This is a genomic window from Sphingomonas sp. Root241 (genome assembly GCF_001428865.1).
Lineage (GTDB): Bacteria > Pseudomonadota > Alphaproteobacteria > Sphingomonadales > Sphingomonadaceae > Sphingomonas.
Map to the genome: position 1 here is coordinate 706,350 of NZ_LMIV01000001.1, position 17,002 is coordinate 723,351.

At 66.8% G+C, this 17,002-nt stretch carries 3 protein-coding genes; all 3 read left to right on the plus strand.

Annotation, left to right across the window (positions count from 1 at the left end):
* Positions 1-64: 64 nt before the first annotated feature.
* The 3 genes from ASE13_RS19700 to ASE13_RS03485 all read left to right on the plus strand — a co-directional run bounded on the left by ASE13_RS19700 (position 65) and on the right by ASE13_RS03485 (position 16,421).
* Positions 65-15,025 (plus strand): autotransporter-associated beta strand repeat-containing protein, encoded by a 14,961-nt coding sequence (locus tag ASE13_RS19700; RefSeq protein WP_156404721.1) that lies wholly within the window; start codon positions 65-67, stop codon positions 15,023-15,025.
* 50 nt (positions 15,026-15,075) lie between these two features.
* On the plus strand, positions 15,076-15,840 hold the full coding sequence (locus ASE13_RS03480) for a SapC family protein (RefSeq protein WP_056611488.1): 765 nt from the start codon (positions 15,076-15,078) through the stop codon (positions 15,838-15,840).
* 146 nt (positions 15,841-15,986) lie between these two features.
* Positions 15,987-16,421 carry a helix-turn-helix domain-containing protein gene (locus ASE13_RS03485; protein ID WP_082596340.1) on the plus strand — a complete coding sequence of 145 codons (435 nt, stop codon included), beginning with the start codon at positions 15,987-15,989 and terminating at the stop codon, positions 16,419-16,421.
* Positions 16,422-17,002: the final 581 nt, after the last annotated feature.

The following is a 17,002-nucleotide window of genomic DNA, read 5'->3' on the forward strand; positions in this document are numbered from 1 at the left end:
GCAACGATCAACTTTCCCTCCCGGCACTCGCCGGTCGAGGTCCTTTCGCATTTGGGGATGATGCATGAGCGGCAGGAACGCACGCACGGGACGTGTACGGCGCGGCAGGCTTTCGCCGGTGCGATTGATGTGCGGGGCCTCGCTCGCGGCGGTGGCCCTCGCGCTGCCCTCGATCGCGCACGCGCAGGACGCGAACCGGAACTGGGACGCCAATGGCACGGCCGTCGGCAACGGCGGTACCGGGACCTGGAGTACGAATCCCGTTCCGGCAAACCAGACCTGGAGCCCCAACAGCGACGGTGTCAGTGGCCCTTACACGGTGTGGGACAACACGCTGCTCGACAACGCCATCTTCGGCGGCACCGCCGGCACGGTGACGCTCGCAACGCCGATCACCGTCCACAACATCACCTTCCAGACCAACAATGGCTATGTCCTCACCGGCAACACCCTGACGCTCGCCGGCACGACGCCGACCATCACCATGTTGGCGAACGCGACGATAAGCTCGACCCTCGCCGGAACGGCGGGCCTGATCAAGGCCGGCGCGGGCACCCTGACCCTCAGCGGCACCAACACATTCAGCGGCGGCGTAACGATCAATGCGGGGACTCTGACAGCAAGCACCGACGCCGCTTTGGGGGCCGCCAGCAATCAGATCACGACTGCGGCAGGTGTCAGCATAGGTCTCACGATCAACGGCGCGAATACCAATCGCACGGTCACGATCGGCAATGGCAGCACGCTTACGGTCGCCGGTACCGGCGTCGGATCCGCATTGATCACGGGCAACGGCAACGTTAACGTGAGCACCGCGGGGCCGGTTACGCTCAGCAACAATGCCAATACCTACACCGGCACGACAAGATTCAACGGCAATGGTGGTGTCGCCAGTTCCTATTTCACCTCGATTGCGGATCTGGGCATCGCGAGTTCGCTCGGAGCGCCGACGACCGTCGCCAACGGCACGATCACATTCACCCAGGCCAACAATTATTCGGACAACCTGATCTATATCGGTGACGGCGACAGTTCGAACCGCAACTGGGTAACCGGCGGCGGCGGCGCGAATATCTTCAACGACGGTACGGGCACGCTTGTCCTGACCGGCGACGTCAGCGTGGGCGGCTCGACCGGCTGGAGCGCCCGCAACGCGGACATCCAGCTGCTCGGTACATTGAGTGGCAACAGCTACGGCTATTCCGGCACCGCCGGCCGGACGATCACGCTGGGTAGCGCCAATACCTATACGGGCGCGACGAACGTGTCCGGCATAACCCTGATCGCTCCCGTCCTCGCGAACAACGGCACCTCCAGTTCGCTGGGCGCGGGCACGACTGTCGGCTTGGGCACCGGCAGCATCCTCAGCTACACCGGAGCGGGTGCAACCACCAATCGCACCTGGACAAGCGATGGCGCCACTCGCATCAACAATGACGGCACCGGCGCGCTGACGCTCAGCGGCGGGCTGTCATTCATTGCCGGTGGGTCCGACACCTTTACGCTCGGCGGCACCTTTGGCGGAACGAACACTTTCTCCGGCATAATTTCCGGCACCGGCAATGTCTCCGGCAACGGTTCGGGCACCTGGGTGCTGGGTGGAGCCAACAGCTTTACCGGCACCACCACCGTCACCGGTGGCACGTTGCGCGCCGGCAGCGCGACTGCCTTTGGTTCGGCGCCGGCCTTCGTCGTCGATGGCGGAACGCTCGATCTCAATGGCTTCAGCTTCGTCGTGCCGACGCTCAACGGTGCCGGCGGCACGGTGGCTCTCGGCAGCGGCAATCTTACGGTGAACGCCAATAGCGGGACCAGCAGCTATGCCGGAAGCATCACGGGCACCGGAGGCCTGACCAAGCTGGGCGGCAGCACGCTCACCTTGAGGGGGAGCAACACCTACAGCGGTGCGACGACGATCGGCGGCGGCACGCTCAGGCTCGATTTCTCCAGCGCTGGCGGACCGGCCACCGACATCGTCTCCGCTTCCTCGACCCTGAACATGTCGGGCGGCAGGCTCGACGTGATCGGCGCGGCGGGCGAGTCGAACACGCAGACCTTCAACGGCCTCAACGTCACCGCCGGCAGCAATATTGTCAGCGCGACCTCGGGCGCGGGCGGCAGCCTGACCGTCAACCTCGGCACGATCAGCCGAACCGGCGGGCTGGTCAATTTCGTCGTGCCCGGCAGCGGCAACATTACCGCCGCCAACCCCGACGGTCTCCTCGGTGGCTGGGCGACGGTCGGCGGCGCCGACTATGCGAAGGTGGTCGGCGGCAACGTGGTCGCCTTCGACGCATCCGACTATACCGATCAGGACGATGCATCGCTGTGGACCGGCGGCCAGTTCATCTCCGACAGCGACGCCGACGCCGACAGCTTCTTCGGCACCGTGGGCAGCAGCATCCAGCTTGGCGGCCTCCAGTTCACCACACCGGATGCGACGACCACCGTCACGATCGCGGGCGGGCAGACGCTCGGCGTCGACGGCTCGATCATCGTCGCTCCTTCGGTCTTGACCAACAACCAGACGATCACCGGCGGCTCCTTGACGGGCGGCGCCGGCGGAAGCGTGCTGGGTGTCCTGCAGAACGGCGGCGGCAACTTCACGATCGCCTCGACGATCGTCGACAATGGCGGCGCAACCGGCTTCGTCAAAGGCGGCGGCGGCACGGTCACCCTGAGCGGCGCCAACAGCTATACGGGCGGCACGACACTCAGCCAGGGCATGCTGTCGATCAACAGCGTCGCCAATGGCGGCGTGGCCAGCAGCATCGGCGCCTCCTCGGCAGCGTCGTCCAATCTGGTGCTCGAGGGAGGCATCCTCAATTATACCGGGGGGACGAGCGCGACCGACCGCGGGTTCACCCTGGTCAATGGCGGCGCCGGCGCTCCGGATATCCGAGTGAATGGCGCCGCCAACCTGACTTTCAACGGGCTTGTCACCAGCCCCGACGATGCGGGCCTGACCAAGTCGGGCACCGGCACGCTGACCCTCGGCAATGCAGGCAACGACTATATCGGTGCAACGACCGTTGGCGCCGGAACCCTGTCCGTGAATACCCTGGCGAACGGCGGTGCCGTGAGCGGCATTGGCGCGTCGAGCAATGCTTCGTCGAACCTGGTCCTGCAGGGCGGCGGAAGGCTGCAATATACCGGCGCCACCGTGACCAGCAATCGCGGGTTTACCCTGGGCGTGGGCAATGGCCGTATCGACGTCCAGAACGCCGCGACCGTCCTGACCCTGACCGGCACGGCTATCGGTCCGGACGGGCTGTTCAAGGACGGCAGCGGGACCTTGGTCCTGTCCGGGATCAATACTTATGTCGGCGGAAATGACGTCACGGCCGGCACGCTGCGCGCCGGATCGACCCAGGCCTTCGGCGCGGTGACCGGCGGCATGAACGTAACCGCCGGCGCGACACTCGATCTCGCCGGGTTCAACAACACGGTGGCGGTGCTGACCGGCGCAGGGAACGTCACCCTCGGCTCCGGCACGTTGACCACATCCGGGGGCTCCGGAATCTTCTCCGGCACGATCAGCGGTACCGGCGGATTCACCCGTTCGGGCGGCTTTACCCAGACGATGTCAGGCTGCAACAACAGCTACACCGGCGTCACGACCATCAACGGCAACGGCACCCTCGCAGTTGATTGTCTCGCCAATGGCGGCCTCGCAAGCGGCATCGGCGCTTCGGGCAGCGGCTCGGCCAGCCTGGTCTTCAACAACGGCGCGCTGGCCTATAGCGGCGGCAGCGTCACCACCAACCGCGGCTTTACGCTGTCGGCCAATGTCGGCGCGATCAGCGTCGACGACCCCGCCGCCACCCTCCAATTCACGGGCGTGGCTACCGGCGCAGGCTCATTGCGCAAGGATGGAACCGGCACGCTGATCCTTTCCGGCGCCAACACCTTGACCGGCAGCACAAGCATCACCGCGGGCACCCTGCGCGCCGGCTCGGCGACCGCCCTCGGGACGGGCGCGATGACCTTGAGTAACGTCGGCGGCGCAACGCTCGACATGAACAATTTCAGCGCGACCTTCCTCTATCTGGCAGGCGGCGGCGCTGCCGGCGGCAACATCCTGCTCGGCAGCGGCAGCCTTGCGCTCAACTACGGCGCAGCCACGACTCAGACCTTCGCAGGCCTGATCAGCGGCAGCGGCGGCCTCTCCAAGGGCGGTGCCGCAACGTTCGTCCAGAGTCTCACCAACTGCAACAACGACTATACCGGGCCGACCACGATTACCGCCGGCGTGCTCGCCGTGAGCTGTCTCGCCAATGGTGGCGCCAACAGCGCCATCGGCGCGTCAAGCTCGGTCGCAAGCAACCTGGTCATCAATGGCGGGACGCTGCGCTATACGGGTGCGGCGGGCAGCACCGACCGGCGGTTCACGCTGGGATCGTCTGCGACCAGCAAGCTCGAAGCCAGCGGTACCGGTGCCATCGCCTTCACCAACACCGGCGCGATCGCCTATTCGACGCCCAACACCGCTCAGACCATCACGCTCGGGGGTACCAACACCGGCAACAATTCGCTGGCGGCGCTGATCACCAATAATGGCTCCGGCATCACCTCGCTGACCAAGGCCGATGCCGGCACGTGGATATTGACCAATGCGGCCAGCACCTACACCGGCGTCACCAATATCAACGGCGGCGTGCTCGGCATCGACAAGCTTTCGAACGGCGGGATAGCCAGCAGCATCGGCGCATCGTCCAGCCTGGCCGACAACCTCGTCATCGGCAACAACTCGACGCTGCGCTATACCGGTACGGGCGACACCACGGACCGCCAGTTCAAGCTCGATTCCGGCGTCGCCTTCATCGAATCCTCCGGCAGCGGCGCGATCGTCTTCAGCAACACCGGCGCAGTCAGCTATGCCAATCCCGGCGCGGCCCGCACCGTCGCGCTTGGCGGCACCAACGCCGGCGACAACGTCATGGGCGCCAGCATCGGTAACAGCGGCGGGGGCGCGACGACTCTCGCCAAGAACGACGCCGGCCGGTGGATCCTGACCGGCAATAACACGTACACAGGCCCCACCAACGTCAACGCGGGCACGCTGATCATCGGCAATGGCGGCGCGACGGGCTCGATCACCAGCAGCCTGGTGAATAATGCCGGCGTTCTCGGCTTCAACCGCTCCGACTCCATGACTCTTGCAGGGACCATCGTCGGCACCGGGTCGGTGCAGCAGATCGGCGCCGGCACGACGATACTGACCGGCGCCAGCACCTACACCGGCGGTACGACGATCGCAGCGGGCACGCTGCAGCTCGGCAGCGGCGCTGGAGGGGGCGCGACCGGCTCGATCGTCGGCAATGTCGCCAACAACGGCACCTTCGCGTTCAACCGGAGCAATGCCCTTACCTTCGCGGGCACGATTTCGGGGACCGGCCAAGTTAGCCAGATCGGCAGCGGCACGACGACGCTGACCGGCACCAACAGCTATTCAGGCGGCACCAATATCAATGCCGGCACGCTGCGGGTGTCGGCCGACGCAAATCTCGGCGCGGCGAGCGGCGGGCTCCGCTTCAACGGCGGCACGCTCAACACCACGGCGAGCTTCACCTCCGCCCGTGCCACCAGCCTGGCCGGCGCCGGCACTTTCCTCGTCGATCCCCTGACCACCGTGACGCTGAACGGGGCGGTTTCGGGGGGCGGCACGCTGACCAAGACCGGCACCGGCACACTGACGCTGGCGGCGGATAACAGTTATACCGGCCTTACCACGATCAACGCGGGCACGCTCCAGGTCGGCAATGGCGGCACGACCGGCTCAATCGTCGGCAATGTCGTCAATAATGCCACGCTCGAGTTCCAGCGAAGCGATGCCTATGCCTATGGCGGCAACATCAGCGGCACCGGCGCGCTCATCCAGTCCGGCGCCGGCGTGCTCAGCCTGACGGGCAACAGCAGCTATGGCGGCGCGACCACTATCGGGGCGGGCGAGCTTCGCATCGCGGCCGGCAACACGGTCAGTTCCGGCGGGGGAACGATTGTTACCTCGGCGGTGCTCAGCATCGATGGAAGCAGTTCGGTCTTCAGTACCACAGGACTTACGGCACAATCCCAATCCGGTTCCGGTGTGAGCGCGACCGTGAATGTCCAGAATGGCGGCGTCCTCAGAGCGACCGTCGGCAATCTGACACTTCGCAACGCGCCAGTCGGCCCCGTCCTCACGAGCCTCAACATATCGGGTGCGGGTTCGCTCGCGGACGTCGCGGGCGGATTGTTGGTGGGGACGTCAACCAGCACCAACATCGCGGGCACGACGATCAGCGCGGGCGGGGCGCTGCGCACCGCAGGGGCAAGCCAGATCGGCGCTGCGGCCGGTAACAATACGGCCCCATTCGTCACGATCACGGGTCCAGGCTCCAACTGGACGAGCACCAGCTCGCTGGCGATGACCAACGGTATCTTCTCGCTGCTGAGCGGGGGCACCGCGAGCTTCACCAGCGCCACGATCGGCTCGGTCTCGGCGGCGCGTCCGGCAACCGTGCTGGTTTCGGGCACCAATTCGAGCTTCACGACGGCAGGCGATCTCACCGTCGGCAGCGGCGTGGGCACGGGCGAACTCACGCTCGCCAACGGCGGCCGTACCATTGTGGGCGGCGCGCTCATCCTTGCCGACGGCGCCACGGCTACGGGCATTCTCAACATCGGCGGCGCGGAAGGCCAGGCGGCCGAGGCGGCCGGCTTCCTCGACACCGCCACGCTGAACCTCGGCAGCGCCACCTCGCGCGTCAATTTCAATCACACGGACTCGAACTACGCCTTCGCGACGGCGATCTCCGGCGCGGGCGCGGTCACCCAGGTGGCCGGTGTTACCAATCTCACCGGCAACAGCACCGGCTTCACGGGCACGACCACCGTTTCGGGCGGCACGCTGCGCGTCAACGGGACGCTCGGGGACGCGACGAGCACAGTCAGCGTCGCGACCGGCGGTACGCTTGGCGGCACCGGGACGATCGGCGGTAATGTCGCGATCGCTGACGGCATTCTGGCTGCGGGCTCGGGCGGCGTCGGGGCACTGACGATCAACGGCAACCTTTCGCTCGGCAGCGCCTCGCAGCTCGCCTTCGAGCTCGGCCAGGCGAGCGTGCCGGGCGGGCCGCTCAACGATCTCGTCAATGTCGGCGGCAATCTGACGCTCGACGGCACGGTCAATGTCACGCAGACGGCGGGCGGCAGCTTCGGTCCGGGCGTGTACCGGATGTTCAACTATGCGGGGACACTCACCGACAACGGGCTGACGGTCGGCAGCCTGCCGAGCGGTACTGCGTTCGTGCAGACTGCGATCGCGAACCAGGTCAACCTCGTCAATACGGCGGGGCTCGCGCTCAACTTCTGGGACGGCGCGGCCGGACCCAAGAATGACGGCACGATCCAGGGCGGCAACGGCATCTGGCGCGTCGGCGGCGGCGAGAACAACTGGACGGACGTCAACGGCGCCGTGAATGCCGATTATGCGCAGAACGGCTTCGCGATCTTCCAGGGGACGGGCGATACGGTCACCGTCGACAATGGCGGCGGCGCAGTCCTTTCGACCGGCATGCAGTTCACGGTCGACGGCTATACGATTGCCGGAGCACCGCTGACGCTGACTGGCGCGCCGGACACCACGATCCGGGTCGGCGACGGCGGTGCGGGCGACGCGGGCCTCACCGCCACGATCAGCGCCGCGCTTGCCGGCTCGACACGGCTGGTCAAGACCGATGGCGGCACTTTGGTGCTGGGCGGCGTCAACACCTATACCGGCGGCACCGCGATCAACGGCGGCACGCTGCGGATATCGGCGGACGCCAATCTCGGCGATCTCGCCGGCGCGCTCAGCATCAACGGCGGCACCCTCAACACCACCGCGAGCTTCGGCACGTCGCGCGTAGTGACCCTCACGGGCAGCGGCACTTTCCTGGTCGATGCCGGCATCCAGCTCAATCTGGACGGCGTCGTCTCGGGCGCGGGCGCCTTCGTCAAGCAAGGCAACGGCACCGTCATCCTCACGGCCGACAATCTTTATACCGGCGGCACCACGGTCAGTGCCGGCACCCTGCAGATCGGCAATGCCGGCACCACCGGCAGCGTCGTCGGCGACATCGTCAACAACGGCGAGGTGCGGCTGGCGCGATCCGATACCTACACCGTCGCCGGCCTGATCTCGGGCACGGGCGCGGTACGCAAGGCGGGCGGCACGGCCATCCTCACTGCCGACAACAATTATACCGGCGGCACCACCAATAGCTCGGGCATCCTCCAGCTCGGCAATGGCGGCAGCACCGGCGGCATTGTCGGCGACATCATCAACGCGGGCAGCCTGGTGTTCGACCGCGCGAACGAATACAGCTTCGCCGGCAAGATCTCGGGCTCGGGCGACGTTCGCCAAGCGGGCAGCGGCACGACGATCCTCACCGGCGCCAACGACTATACCGGCGCGACCAGCGTCGATGCCGGCACCTTGCTGGTCAACGGCAACCAGTCGCTCGCGACCGGCCTTACCAGCGTAGCCCTTGGTGCGACGCTGGGCGGCACCGGCACGATCGGCGGCGACGTGACGCTGGCCGGAGACGCCATTCTCGCACCCGGCCAGGGCGGCCCCGGCACGCTCACCATCAACGGCAACCTGGCGCTGGCCGGCACCACGGTCCTCGCCTACGACTTCGGCCAGTCCAACGTCGTCGGCGGACCGCTCAACGACCTCACCCAGGTCGGCGGCAACCTGACGCTCGACGGCACGATCGACGTGGCCCTGGCACCCGGCGGCAGCTTCGGGCCGGGCCTCTATCGCGTGCTCAGCTATGGCGGGACGCTCACCGACAATGGCCTCGCACCCGGCGCCATGCCCGCCGGCAGCACCGTCGCGGTGCAGACCTCGATCGCGGGACAGGTCAACCTGGTCAATGCGGCCGGCGGGATCTTCAACTTCTGGGATGGCGCGGCACCCGCGAACGAAAGCAACAATCTCGTCGATGGCGGTAACGGCATCTGGCAGAACAGCGCCGGCAACAACGACTGGACGACCGCTACCGGCGCCGTGAGCGGCCCCTATACCGACGGTGTGTTCGCGATCTTCGCCGCCGCGGGCGGTACGGTCAGCGTCGATAACGGCCTGGGCGCGGTCACTGCGTCGGGCCTGCAGTTCGCGAGCGACGGCTATACCATCACCGGTCAGAACCTGACCCTGGTCGGACCGCAGTCCATCATCCGCGTCGGCGACGGCACTGCTCTCGGCCTCGGCTATACCGCGACGATCGATGCTGCGCTCGTCGGCAACACCCAGCTGGTCAAGGCCGATCTCGGCACGCTGGTGCTGTCGGGAGTCAACACCTACACCGGCGGCACTCAGATGGACGCGGGCACGCTGCGCGTCTCGAGCGATGCCAATCTCGGCGACGCGGCGGGAGCGCTGACCCTGAACGGCGGCACGCTCAACACCACCGCGGACATCGCCTCGAATCGTGCGGTCAGCCTGCTCGGTGCGGGCATCTTGTCGACCGACGCAGGCACGACACTGACTCTGGGTGGCGTTGCTTCGGGCACAGGCGGGTTCACCAAGGATGGTGCGGGCACGCTTGTCCTGACCGGCGCTAACAGCTTCAGCGGAAACGTCGACGTGGTCGCGGGCGGCCTGTTCGTGAACGGCGACCAGTCGGCGGCGACCGGCATCACCAGCATCGCCGCGGGTGCGACGCTCGGCGGCTCGGGCATCATCGGCGGCAATGTGATGCTTGCCGATGGCGCGACGCTGGCGGCGGGCATGAACAATGTCGGCACGCTCGCGATCAACGGCAACCTGGCGCTGAGCGCCGGATCGGTGCTGAACTACGAGTTCGGCCAGGCCAACGCCGCCGGAGGATCGCTCAATGACCTCGTCAATGTGGGCGGCAGCCTCATGCTCGACGGCACGATCAACGTGTCCGTGCCCGCAAGCGGCACCTTCGGCCCGGGCATTTACCGCGTGTTCAACTATGCCGGCGCGCTCACCGACAACGGCCTGACCCTCGGCACCGTGCCGGGCGGTAGCGCGGTATCGGTCCAGACGGCGGTCGTCGGCCAAGTCAACCTGGTCAACACCGCAGGCCTGAGCTTAAGCTTCTGGGACGGCGATGCCGGTCCCAAGAACAATGGCGTCGTCAATGGCGGCGATGGCATGTGGCGAGCGGCGGGCGGACTCAACAACTGGACCGACCAGAACGGGACCGTGAACGCCGACTATGCGCAGGACAGCTTCACGATCTTCTCGGCAGCGCCCGGCACGGTCACGATCGACAATGTCGACGGTGCGGTGCGCGCCTCGGGCATGCAGTTCGCGAGCGATGGCTATGTGATAGCAGGGGATCCGCTGACGCTCACGGGAACTAGCGCGGTCGTGCAGGTCGGCGACGGCAGCGTGGCGGGTGCAGGCTACACGGCGACGATCGACGCAGGGCTCACCGGGACGGCGGGCCTGGTCAAGACCGATGCCGGCACGCTCGTGCTGACCGGTACCAACAGCTATACCGGCGGCACGGCGATCAACGGCGGCACGTTGCAGGTTTCGAGCGCCGTCAATCTGGGCGATCTGGCCGGCGGGCTCAGCTTCAATGGCGGCACGCTGCACACGACCGACAACGTCAATACGACCAAGGCGGTGACGCTTGCCGGATCGGGCACGTTGCTCACCGATGGCGGCACCATCCTCGTGCTAGGCGGTACCCTCTCGGGCACGGGCGGGCTCGTCAAGAGCGGCGCGGGCACGCTCGTCCTCAGCGGCGTCAACAGCTATACCGGCGGCACCGCGATCAACGGCGGCACGCTCAGCATCTCGAGCGACGCCAATCTGGGCGACGCGGCCGGCGGGCTCGCCTTCAACGGCGGCACGCTGCGCACCACCGCGGCCAGCATGACCTCCGGCCGGGCCGTGAACCTCGCCGGCGGCGGCACGATCCAGACCGATGGTGCCCTCGTGCTCGACGGCGTGATCTCGGGCACCGGCGCGCTCACCAAGACAGGCGCCAGCGTGCTCTTCCTGACCGCCGACAACAGCTATACCGGCGGCACGATCATCAACGGCGGCACGCTGCAGCTCGGCGGCGGCGGCACGACCGGCAGCGTCGTCGGCGACATCCTCAACAATGGCAGGTTGGGGGTAAACCGTTCGGACACGCTCACCCTGGCCGGCACCATCTCCGGCACCGGCGAGTTCATCAAGACGGGTGCCGGCACGACGATCCTTACCGGCGCGAACAGCTATTCGGGCAACACCGAAGTCAATGTCGGCACGCTGCTGATCAACGGCGACCAGTCGGCCGCGACCGGGCGCACCCGCGTCTCGTTGGGGGCGACGCTCGGCGGCATCGGCACGATCGGCGGCGACGTGCTCGTGGGCAATGGCGACGGCATATTGGCGCCGGGCGCCGGTGGTGCGGGCACGCTCACGATCAACGGCGACCTGACACTGCTGGCACGGGGGCAGCTCGCTTATGATTTCGGCGCGGCCAACGCCGTCGGTAATCCGCTCAATGATCTCGTCAATGTCGGCGGCGATCTGACGCTCGACGGCACGATCGATGTCGCGGTGACGCCGGGCGGCGCGTTCGACATCGGTCTCTATCGCGTGATCAACTATGGCGGCACGCTCACCGACAACGGGCTCGCGATCGGCACGATGCCCGCGGGGGCAGAGCTGTTCGTCCAGACCTCGATCGCGGGCCAGGTCAATTTGATCAACACCGGCTCGGCGGTGCTGAACTTCTGGGACGGCAGCACCGGGCCCAAGTTCAACGGCGTGGTGAACGGCGGCAGCGGCGTCTGGCGGGCGGCCGGTACCGACAATTGGACCGACGTCACCGGCGCGGTGAACGCCTCCTACGACAATGGCGCCTTCGCGGTCTTCGCCGGCTATCCCGGCACGGTCACGATCGACAACAGCCAGGGCACGGTCATGGCCTCCGGCCTCCAGTTCGCCGCCAATGGCTATACCATCACCGGTGGCGACCTCACGTTGACCGGACCCCAATCCGTGATCCGTGTCGGCGACGGCACCAGCGCGGGAGGCGCGTACAGAGCGATCATCGCCTCCGCGATCGCGGGCGGCGCCCAGCTGGTCAAGACTGACAACGGCAGGCTCGAACTGACCGGCGCCAACAGCTATACCGGCGGAACCGCGATCAACGGCGGCGAGCTGCGGATCTCCAGCGACGCCAATCTCGGCGCTGCTTCCGGCGGGCTCAGCTTCGACGGCGGTACGCTCAACACCGCCGCCGACATCAGCACGGGCCGTGCGATCGCGTTCGCGGGCCAGGCGGTGTTCTCCACCGATACGGGCACGACGCTCACGCTTACCGGTGCCGTTACCGGCGCGGGAGCCCTCGGCAAGCTCGGCGCCGGCACCCTGGTGCTCGCGGGGACCGGCAGCTATGCCGGCATCACCGAGATCGGGCAGGGCACGCTGCTCGTCAACGGCGACTATGCCGCGGCGACCGGGTTGGTGCGGATGTACCAGGGCTCGACCCTCGGCGGCACCGGCACGATCGGTGGCAATGTGAGCCTCGCCGGGACGCTCGCGCCGGGTGCCGGCGGAGCGGGCACGCTGACGATCAACGGCAATCTGGCGATCAGCCAGAGCGCGACGCTCGCCTGGGAGTTCGGCCAGGCCAATGTCGCCGGCGGGGCGCTCAACGATCTCGTCAATGTCGGTGGCAACCTGACGCTCGACGGCACGATCAACGTGGCGGTGCCCGCGGGCGGTGCGTTCGATGCCGGTATCTACCGCGTGTTCAACTATGGCGGCACGCTCACCGACAACGGTCTGGCCCTCGGCACCATGCCCGGCGGCGGCAGCGTCACGGTGCAGACCTCGATCGCGGGGCAGGTCAATTTGGTCAACTCGGCCGGTCTGGCGCTCGCCTTCTGGGACGGCGCGGCAGGCCCGAAGAACAACGGCGTGATCAACGGCGGGACCGGAACCTGGCAGAACGGCGCCGGCAACGACAATTGGACCAACGCCAACGGCACGGTCAACGCGGCCTATAGCGACGGTGCCTTCGCAGTGTTCGGCGGTACCGGTGGTACCGTCACGGTCGACAACGGCCCCGGCCAGGTGACGGTTTCGGGCATGCAGTTTGCCGCCAACGGCTACACGATCAGCGGTGGCGCGATCGCGCTGACCGGCGCGCAGTCGACGGCCCGTGTCGGCGACGGCAGCACCGCAGGGGCGGGGTTCACCGCGACGATCAACGCAGCGCTCTCGGGCAACACCCAATTGGTCAAGACCGATGCCGGCACGCTCGTGCTCGGCGGCACCAACAGCTATACCGGCGGCACAGCGGTCAACGGCGGCACGCTCCAGATCGCAAGCGACGCCAATCTCGGTGCCGCTTCGGGCGGCGTAATACTCAACGGCGGCACGCTCGCGACCAGCGCCACCCTCACCAGCGCGCGCGATTTCGCGCTCACGGGTGCGGGCACGCTCGCGACCGCGAGCGGCACGACCTTCACCCTGAGCGGCAAGCTGACGGGTACGGGCGCGTTCACCAAGGCCGGTGCGGGCACGCTGGTCCTGACCGGCGACAGCTCCGGCTATGCGGGCAGCACGCAGGTCAGCGGCACGCTGGCAGTGAACGGCAGCCTGTGCGGCGACGTCAACGTGCTTGGCGGCGCGCGTCTCCAGGGAACCGGCACGGTGTGCACCACGATCAATGCGGGTACGGTCGCACCGGGCAACTCGATCGGCACGCTCACCGTCGCCGGCAACTATACCGGCAATAGCGGCACGCTCGAGATCGAGACCGAGCTTGGCGGCGATGCCTCGCCGACCGACAGGCTGGTGGTGACGGGCAGCACCGCGGGTACGACCGAGGTCAAGGTGATCAACGCCGGCGGGACTGGTGCGGCGACCGTCGAAGGCATCAGAATCGTCGACGTGGGCGGCGCATCGAACGGCGTGTTCACGCTCGACGGTGACTATGTGTTCGAAGGCGATCAGGCGGTGATCGCCGGCGCCTATGGCTACAGGCTCCAGAAGAACGGCGTCTCGACGCCGGCGGACGGCGACTGGTATTTGCGTTCGAGCCTGCTCGACGCGCCCAACCCGAACACGCCGAACGTGCCGCTCTATCAGCCGGGCGTTCCGATCTACGAAGCCTATGGCCAGACGCTGCTCACCCTCAGCGAGATCGGCACGCTGCAGCAGCGGATCGGCAATCGGCAATGGGCGCAGACCGAAAGCGGCAGGCCTTCGGGCATCTGGGGCCGGATGCAGTCGAGCCGCTCGCGGCCGAATGCCGTGCGCTCGACCAGCCTCAGCGACGTCAACATCGACAGCTGGAAGCTCGAGCTCGGCGCCGACCATGTGCTGAGCGAACGCAGCGACGGCGCGAGCCTCGTGCTGGGTGTCCTCGGCGGCTATGGCGAGGCGAATGCGAGCGTTGCCTCGATCTACGGTAACGGCAGCATCAAGGCCAAGGGATACAGCGCCGGTGCGACGCTGACCTGGTTCGGTCCGCAGGGCTTCTACGTCGACGGCCGCGCGCAGGTCACCTGGTTCGACAGCAAGCTCAAGTCGGCAGTGCTCGGCACGCTCGCCGACGGCAACAATGGCCGCGGAGAGGCGTACAGCGTCGAGGTCGGCAAGCGGTCGCCGATCGGCGATACCCTTTCGGTCACGCCGCAGATCCAGATGGTCTATTCGACCGTCGGGTTCGACCGGTTCACCGATCCGAACGGTGCGGACGTGTCCTCGCGTCTCGGTGACAGCCTCAAGACCCGCTGGGGCCTCTCGCTCGACCGGCAGGATGCGAAGAGCCATCTCTACGGCGTCGCGAACCTCAGCTACGAGTGGCTCGACGGCACTGTCACTCGTGTCTCGGGCACGCCGATCGCGCGCGAGAACCACCGCCTGTGGGGCGAGCTGGGCCTCGGCGGCAGCGTCCTGCTCGGCGATCGGCTGACCCTCTACAGCGAAGTGTCGGGCAACACCGCGGTCAACGATTTCGGCAAGAGCTACAGCCTGAAGGGTACGGCCGGCCTCCGGCTCGCCTTCTGACAGGTGGGCCGGCCCTTCTCCCTTCAACCAACGGACTTCGAGAGGAATATATGGCCAGTGCACCCGGTCCCCAGCTGCCGCTGTTCTACAAGGAACTGGTACCGCTCAACAGCCGCCAACACGGTGGCTGGCGCAGCCGTACCACCGACAAGGCGACGTGGCTGGCGAACCAGCACGCCGTCCCGCTGACGGTCGAGGAGTTCGGCCAGGCGCAGCGCCACTTTCCGATCGTCTTTTCGGTCGGCGACAAGCCGATTCCGCTCGCGCTGATGGGCCTGAACGAAGGCGTCAACGTGTTCGTGAGCGAGGACGGCGCGCTGCCGGCGCCGATCTATGTGCCCGCTTATGCCCGGCGCTATCCGTTCATGCTCGCGCGGCTCTCTGCCGAGAACACCGATCTGTCGCTCTGCTTCGATCCCACGACCGACCTGGTCGGCGACTTCGCGGATGGCGCACCCTTGTTCGAGAACGACAATCCGACCGACTCCTGCAAGGCGACGCTCGGCTTCTGCGAGCAATTCGAGGTCGCCGGGCAGAAGACCGAGGCGTTTATCGCCGAGCTCGAGAAGCACGCGCTGCTGATCGACGGCGAGATCACCATTCAGCCGGAGAGCGGCGCGCAGCCGTTCGTCTATCGCGGCTTCCGCATGGTCGATGAGGCGAAGCTGCGCGACTTGCCCGGCGAGGTGCTGCGCGAGTGGAACGGGAGCGGCATGCTCCCGCTCGTCTTCTTCCATCTCGCCTCGCTGCAGCTGGTGCGCGACATCTTCGCCCGCCAGCTCCAGCTGGGGGAGGGCTCGCCGGTGCAGGCATGAGGTCTTGAGCATTCCGGCGCGAGGCAGAGCGGATCAGGCACATCGGAGCCTGCAAACGCTGCTTCGTCGCGGTGATCGCTCGACAATTTGGTGCTGGAAAAGCTTTCTCGCCGAGGAGAATCTTGTTGAGACCGCATCCCGCCGCGATGCTGCGCAAGCAGCTCGACCGTCAGGTCGCGCCCTATCGGACATTGCGTCCATTCCGGCCATCGCCTGGCTGGATCACCGCAATCCGCCGGGCAGTCGGTCTCAGTGCCAACATGCTGGCAAATCGCATGGGAATGAATCGGGCGACCGTCGTCCGGCTCGAGCAACGTGAGGTGACTGAGGAGATATCGCTCAAGGCGCTCCGCATGATGGCGGAAGCACTGGACTGCAGCCTGCTCTATGCCCTGGTTCCCAGACAATCCCTCGAGGAACGCACCCGGCAAAGAGCCACCGAGCTGGCCGACGCGATGCTCGCATCCGGACAGCAGGGCAGCCGTTCTGCGGGGAAGGTCGCCTCGGACGAGGTTCGCACGCGCTTGATCGACGATCTCCTCTCTGGAGACCCCCGAAGGCTTTGGCAGCCGGGCGACTGACCGGCGTCGAGAACGCCACGATACCACCATCGAGGAAAAGACCGCGTGTTCAACTGGCTTGTCGGGCGCTTGCGATGCACCAAAGGGCGCCACGAACGCTCGGAACGGCACATCACCCGCACGCATGACGGCGGTTATGTGAGCGTCTGTCGCTATTGCCGCGCTCGACTGCAGCGGCGGGCCAAACGCGATTGGGAAGCGATCTCCCGGGCAAAGTTCCGCGAACTGATCCGGTGACGCGCGGGTGCGCCGGGGCACGCAACCGCATTGCCGTTGCCCGTCAGACCGAATGGACCTCTCTTCTGGGGTGCCTTGGGAAACCGCACGAGATAATCCCAAATAGGTTCAAACTGGTAGTCAGTGGAAATCGCCGGCCTTGGCTGATCGGGTGGCTGGGCCGCTTGTAAGCGTTCCAGGCCCAAGCCGGGAATTGCGCAAACGGCGGCCATATGTGCACGCTGGCTGCGCGCCCTCAGGCGCGCCCTCCGGCCCGACCGGCCGCACATCCCCGTTCGAAGTCACCTTCACATGCCATCTCGAATCGCGTGACACGCTCTAACGGCCTTCGTTTACGGGCCAAC

Excerpts from the sequence above, each read along its gene's own strand:
- ASE13_RS03485 (WP_082596340.1), top strand. The coding sequence starts at position 15,987 with ATGCTGCGCAAGCAGCTCGACCGTCAGGTCGCGCCCTATCGGACATTG.
- ASE13_RS19700 (WP_156404721.1), top strand. The coding sequence starts at position 65 with ATGAGCGGCAGGAACGCACGCACGGGACGTGTACGGCGCGGCAGGCTT.
- ASE13_RS03480 (WP_056611488.1), top strand. The coding sequence starts at position 15,076 with ATGGCCAGTGCACCCGGTCCCCAGCTGCCGCTGTTCTACAAGGAACTG.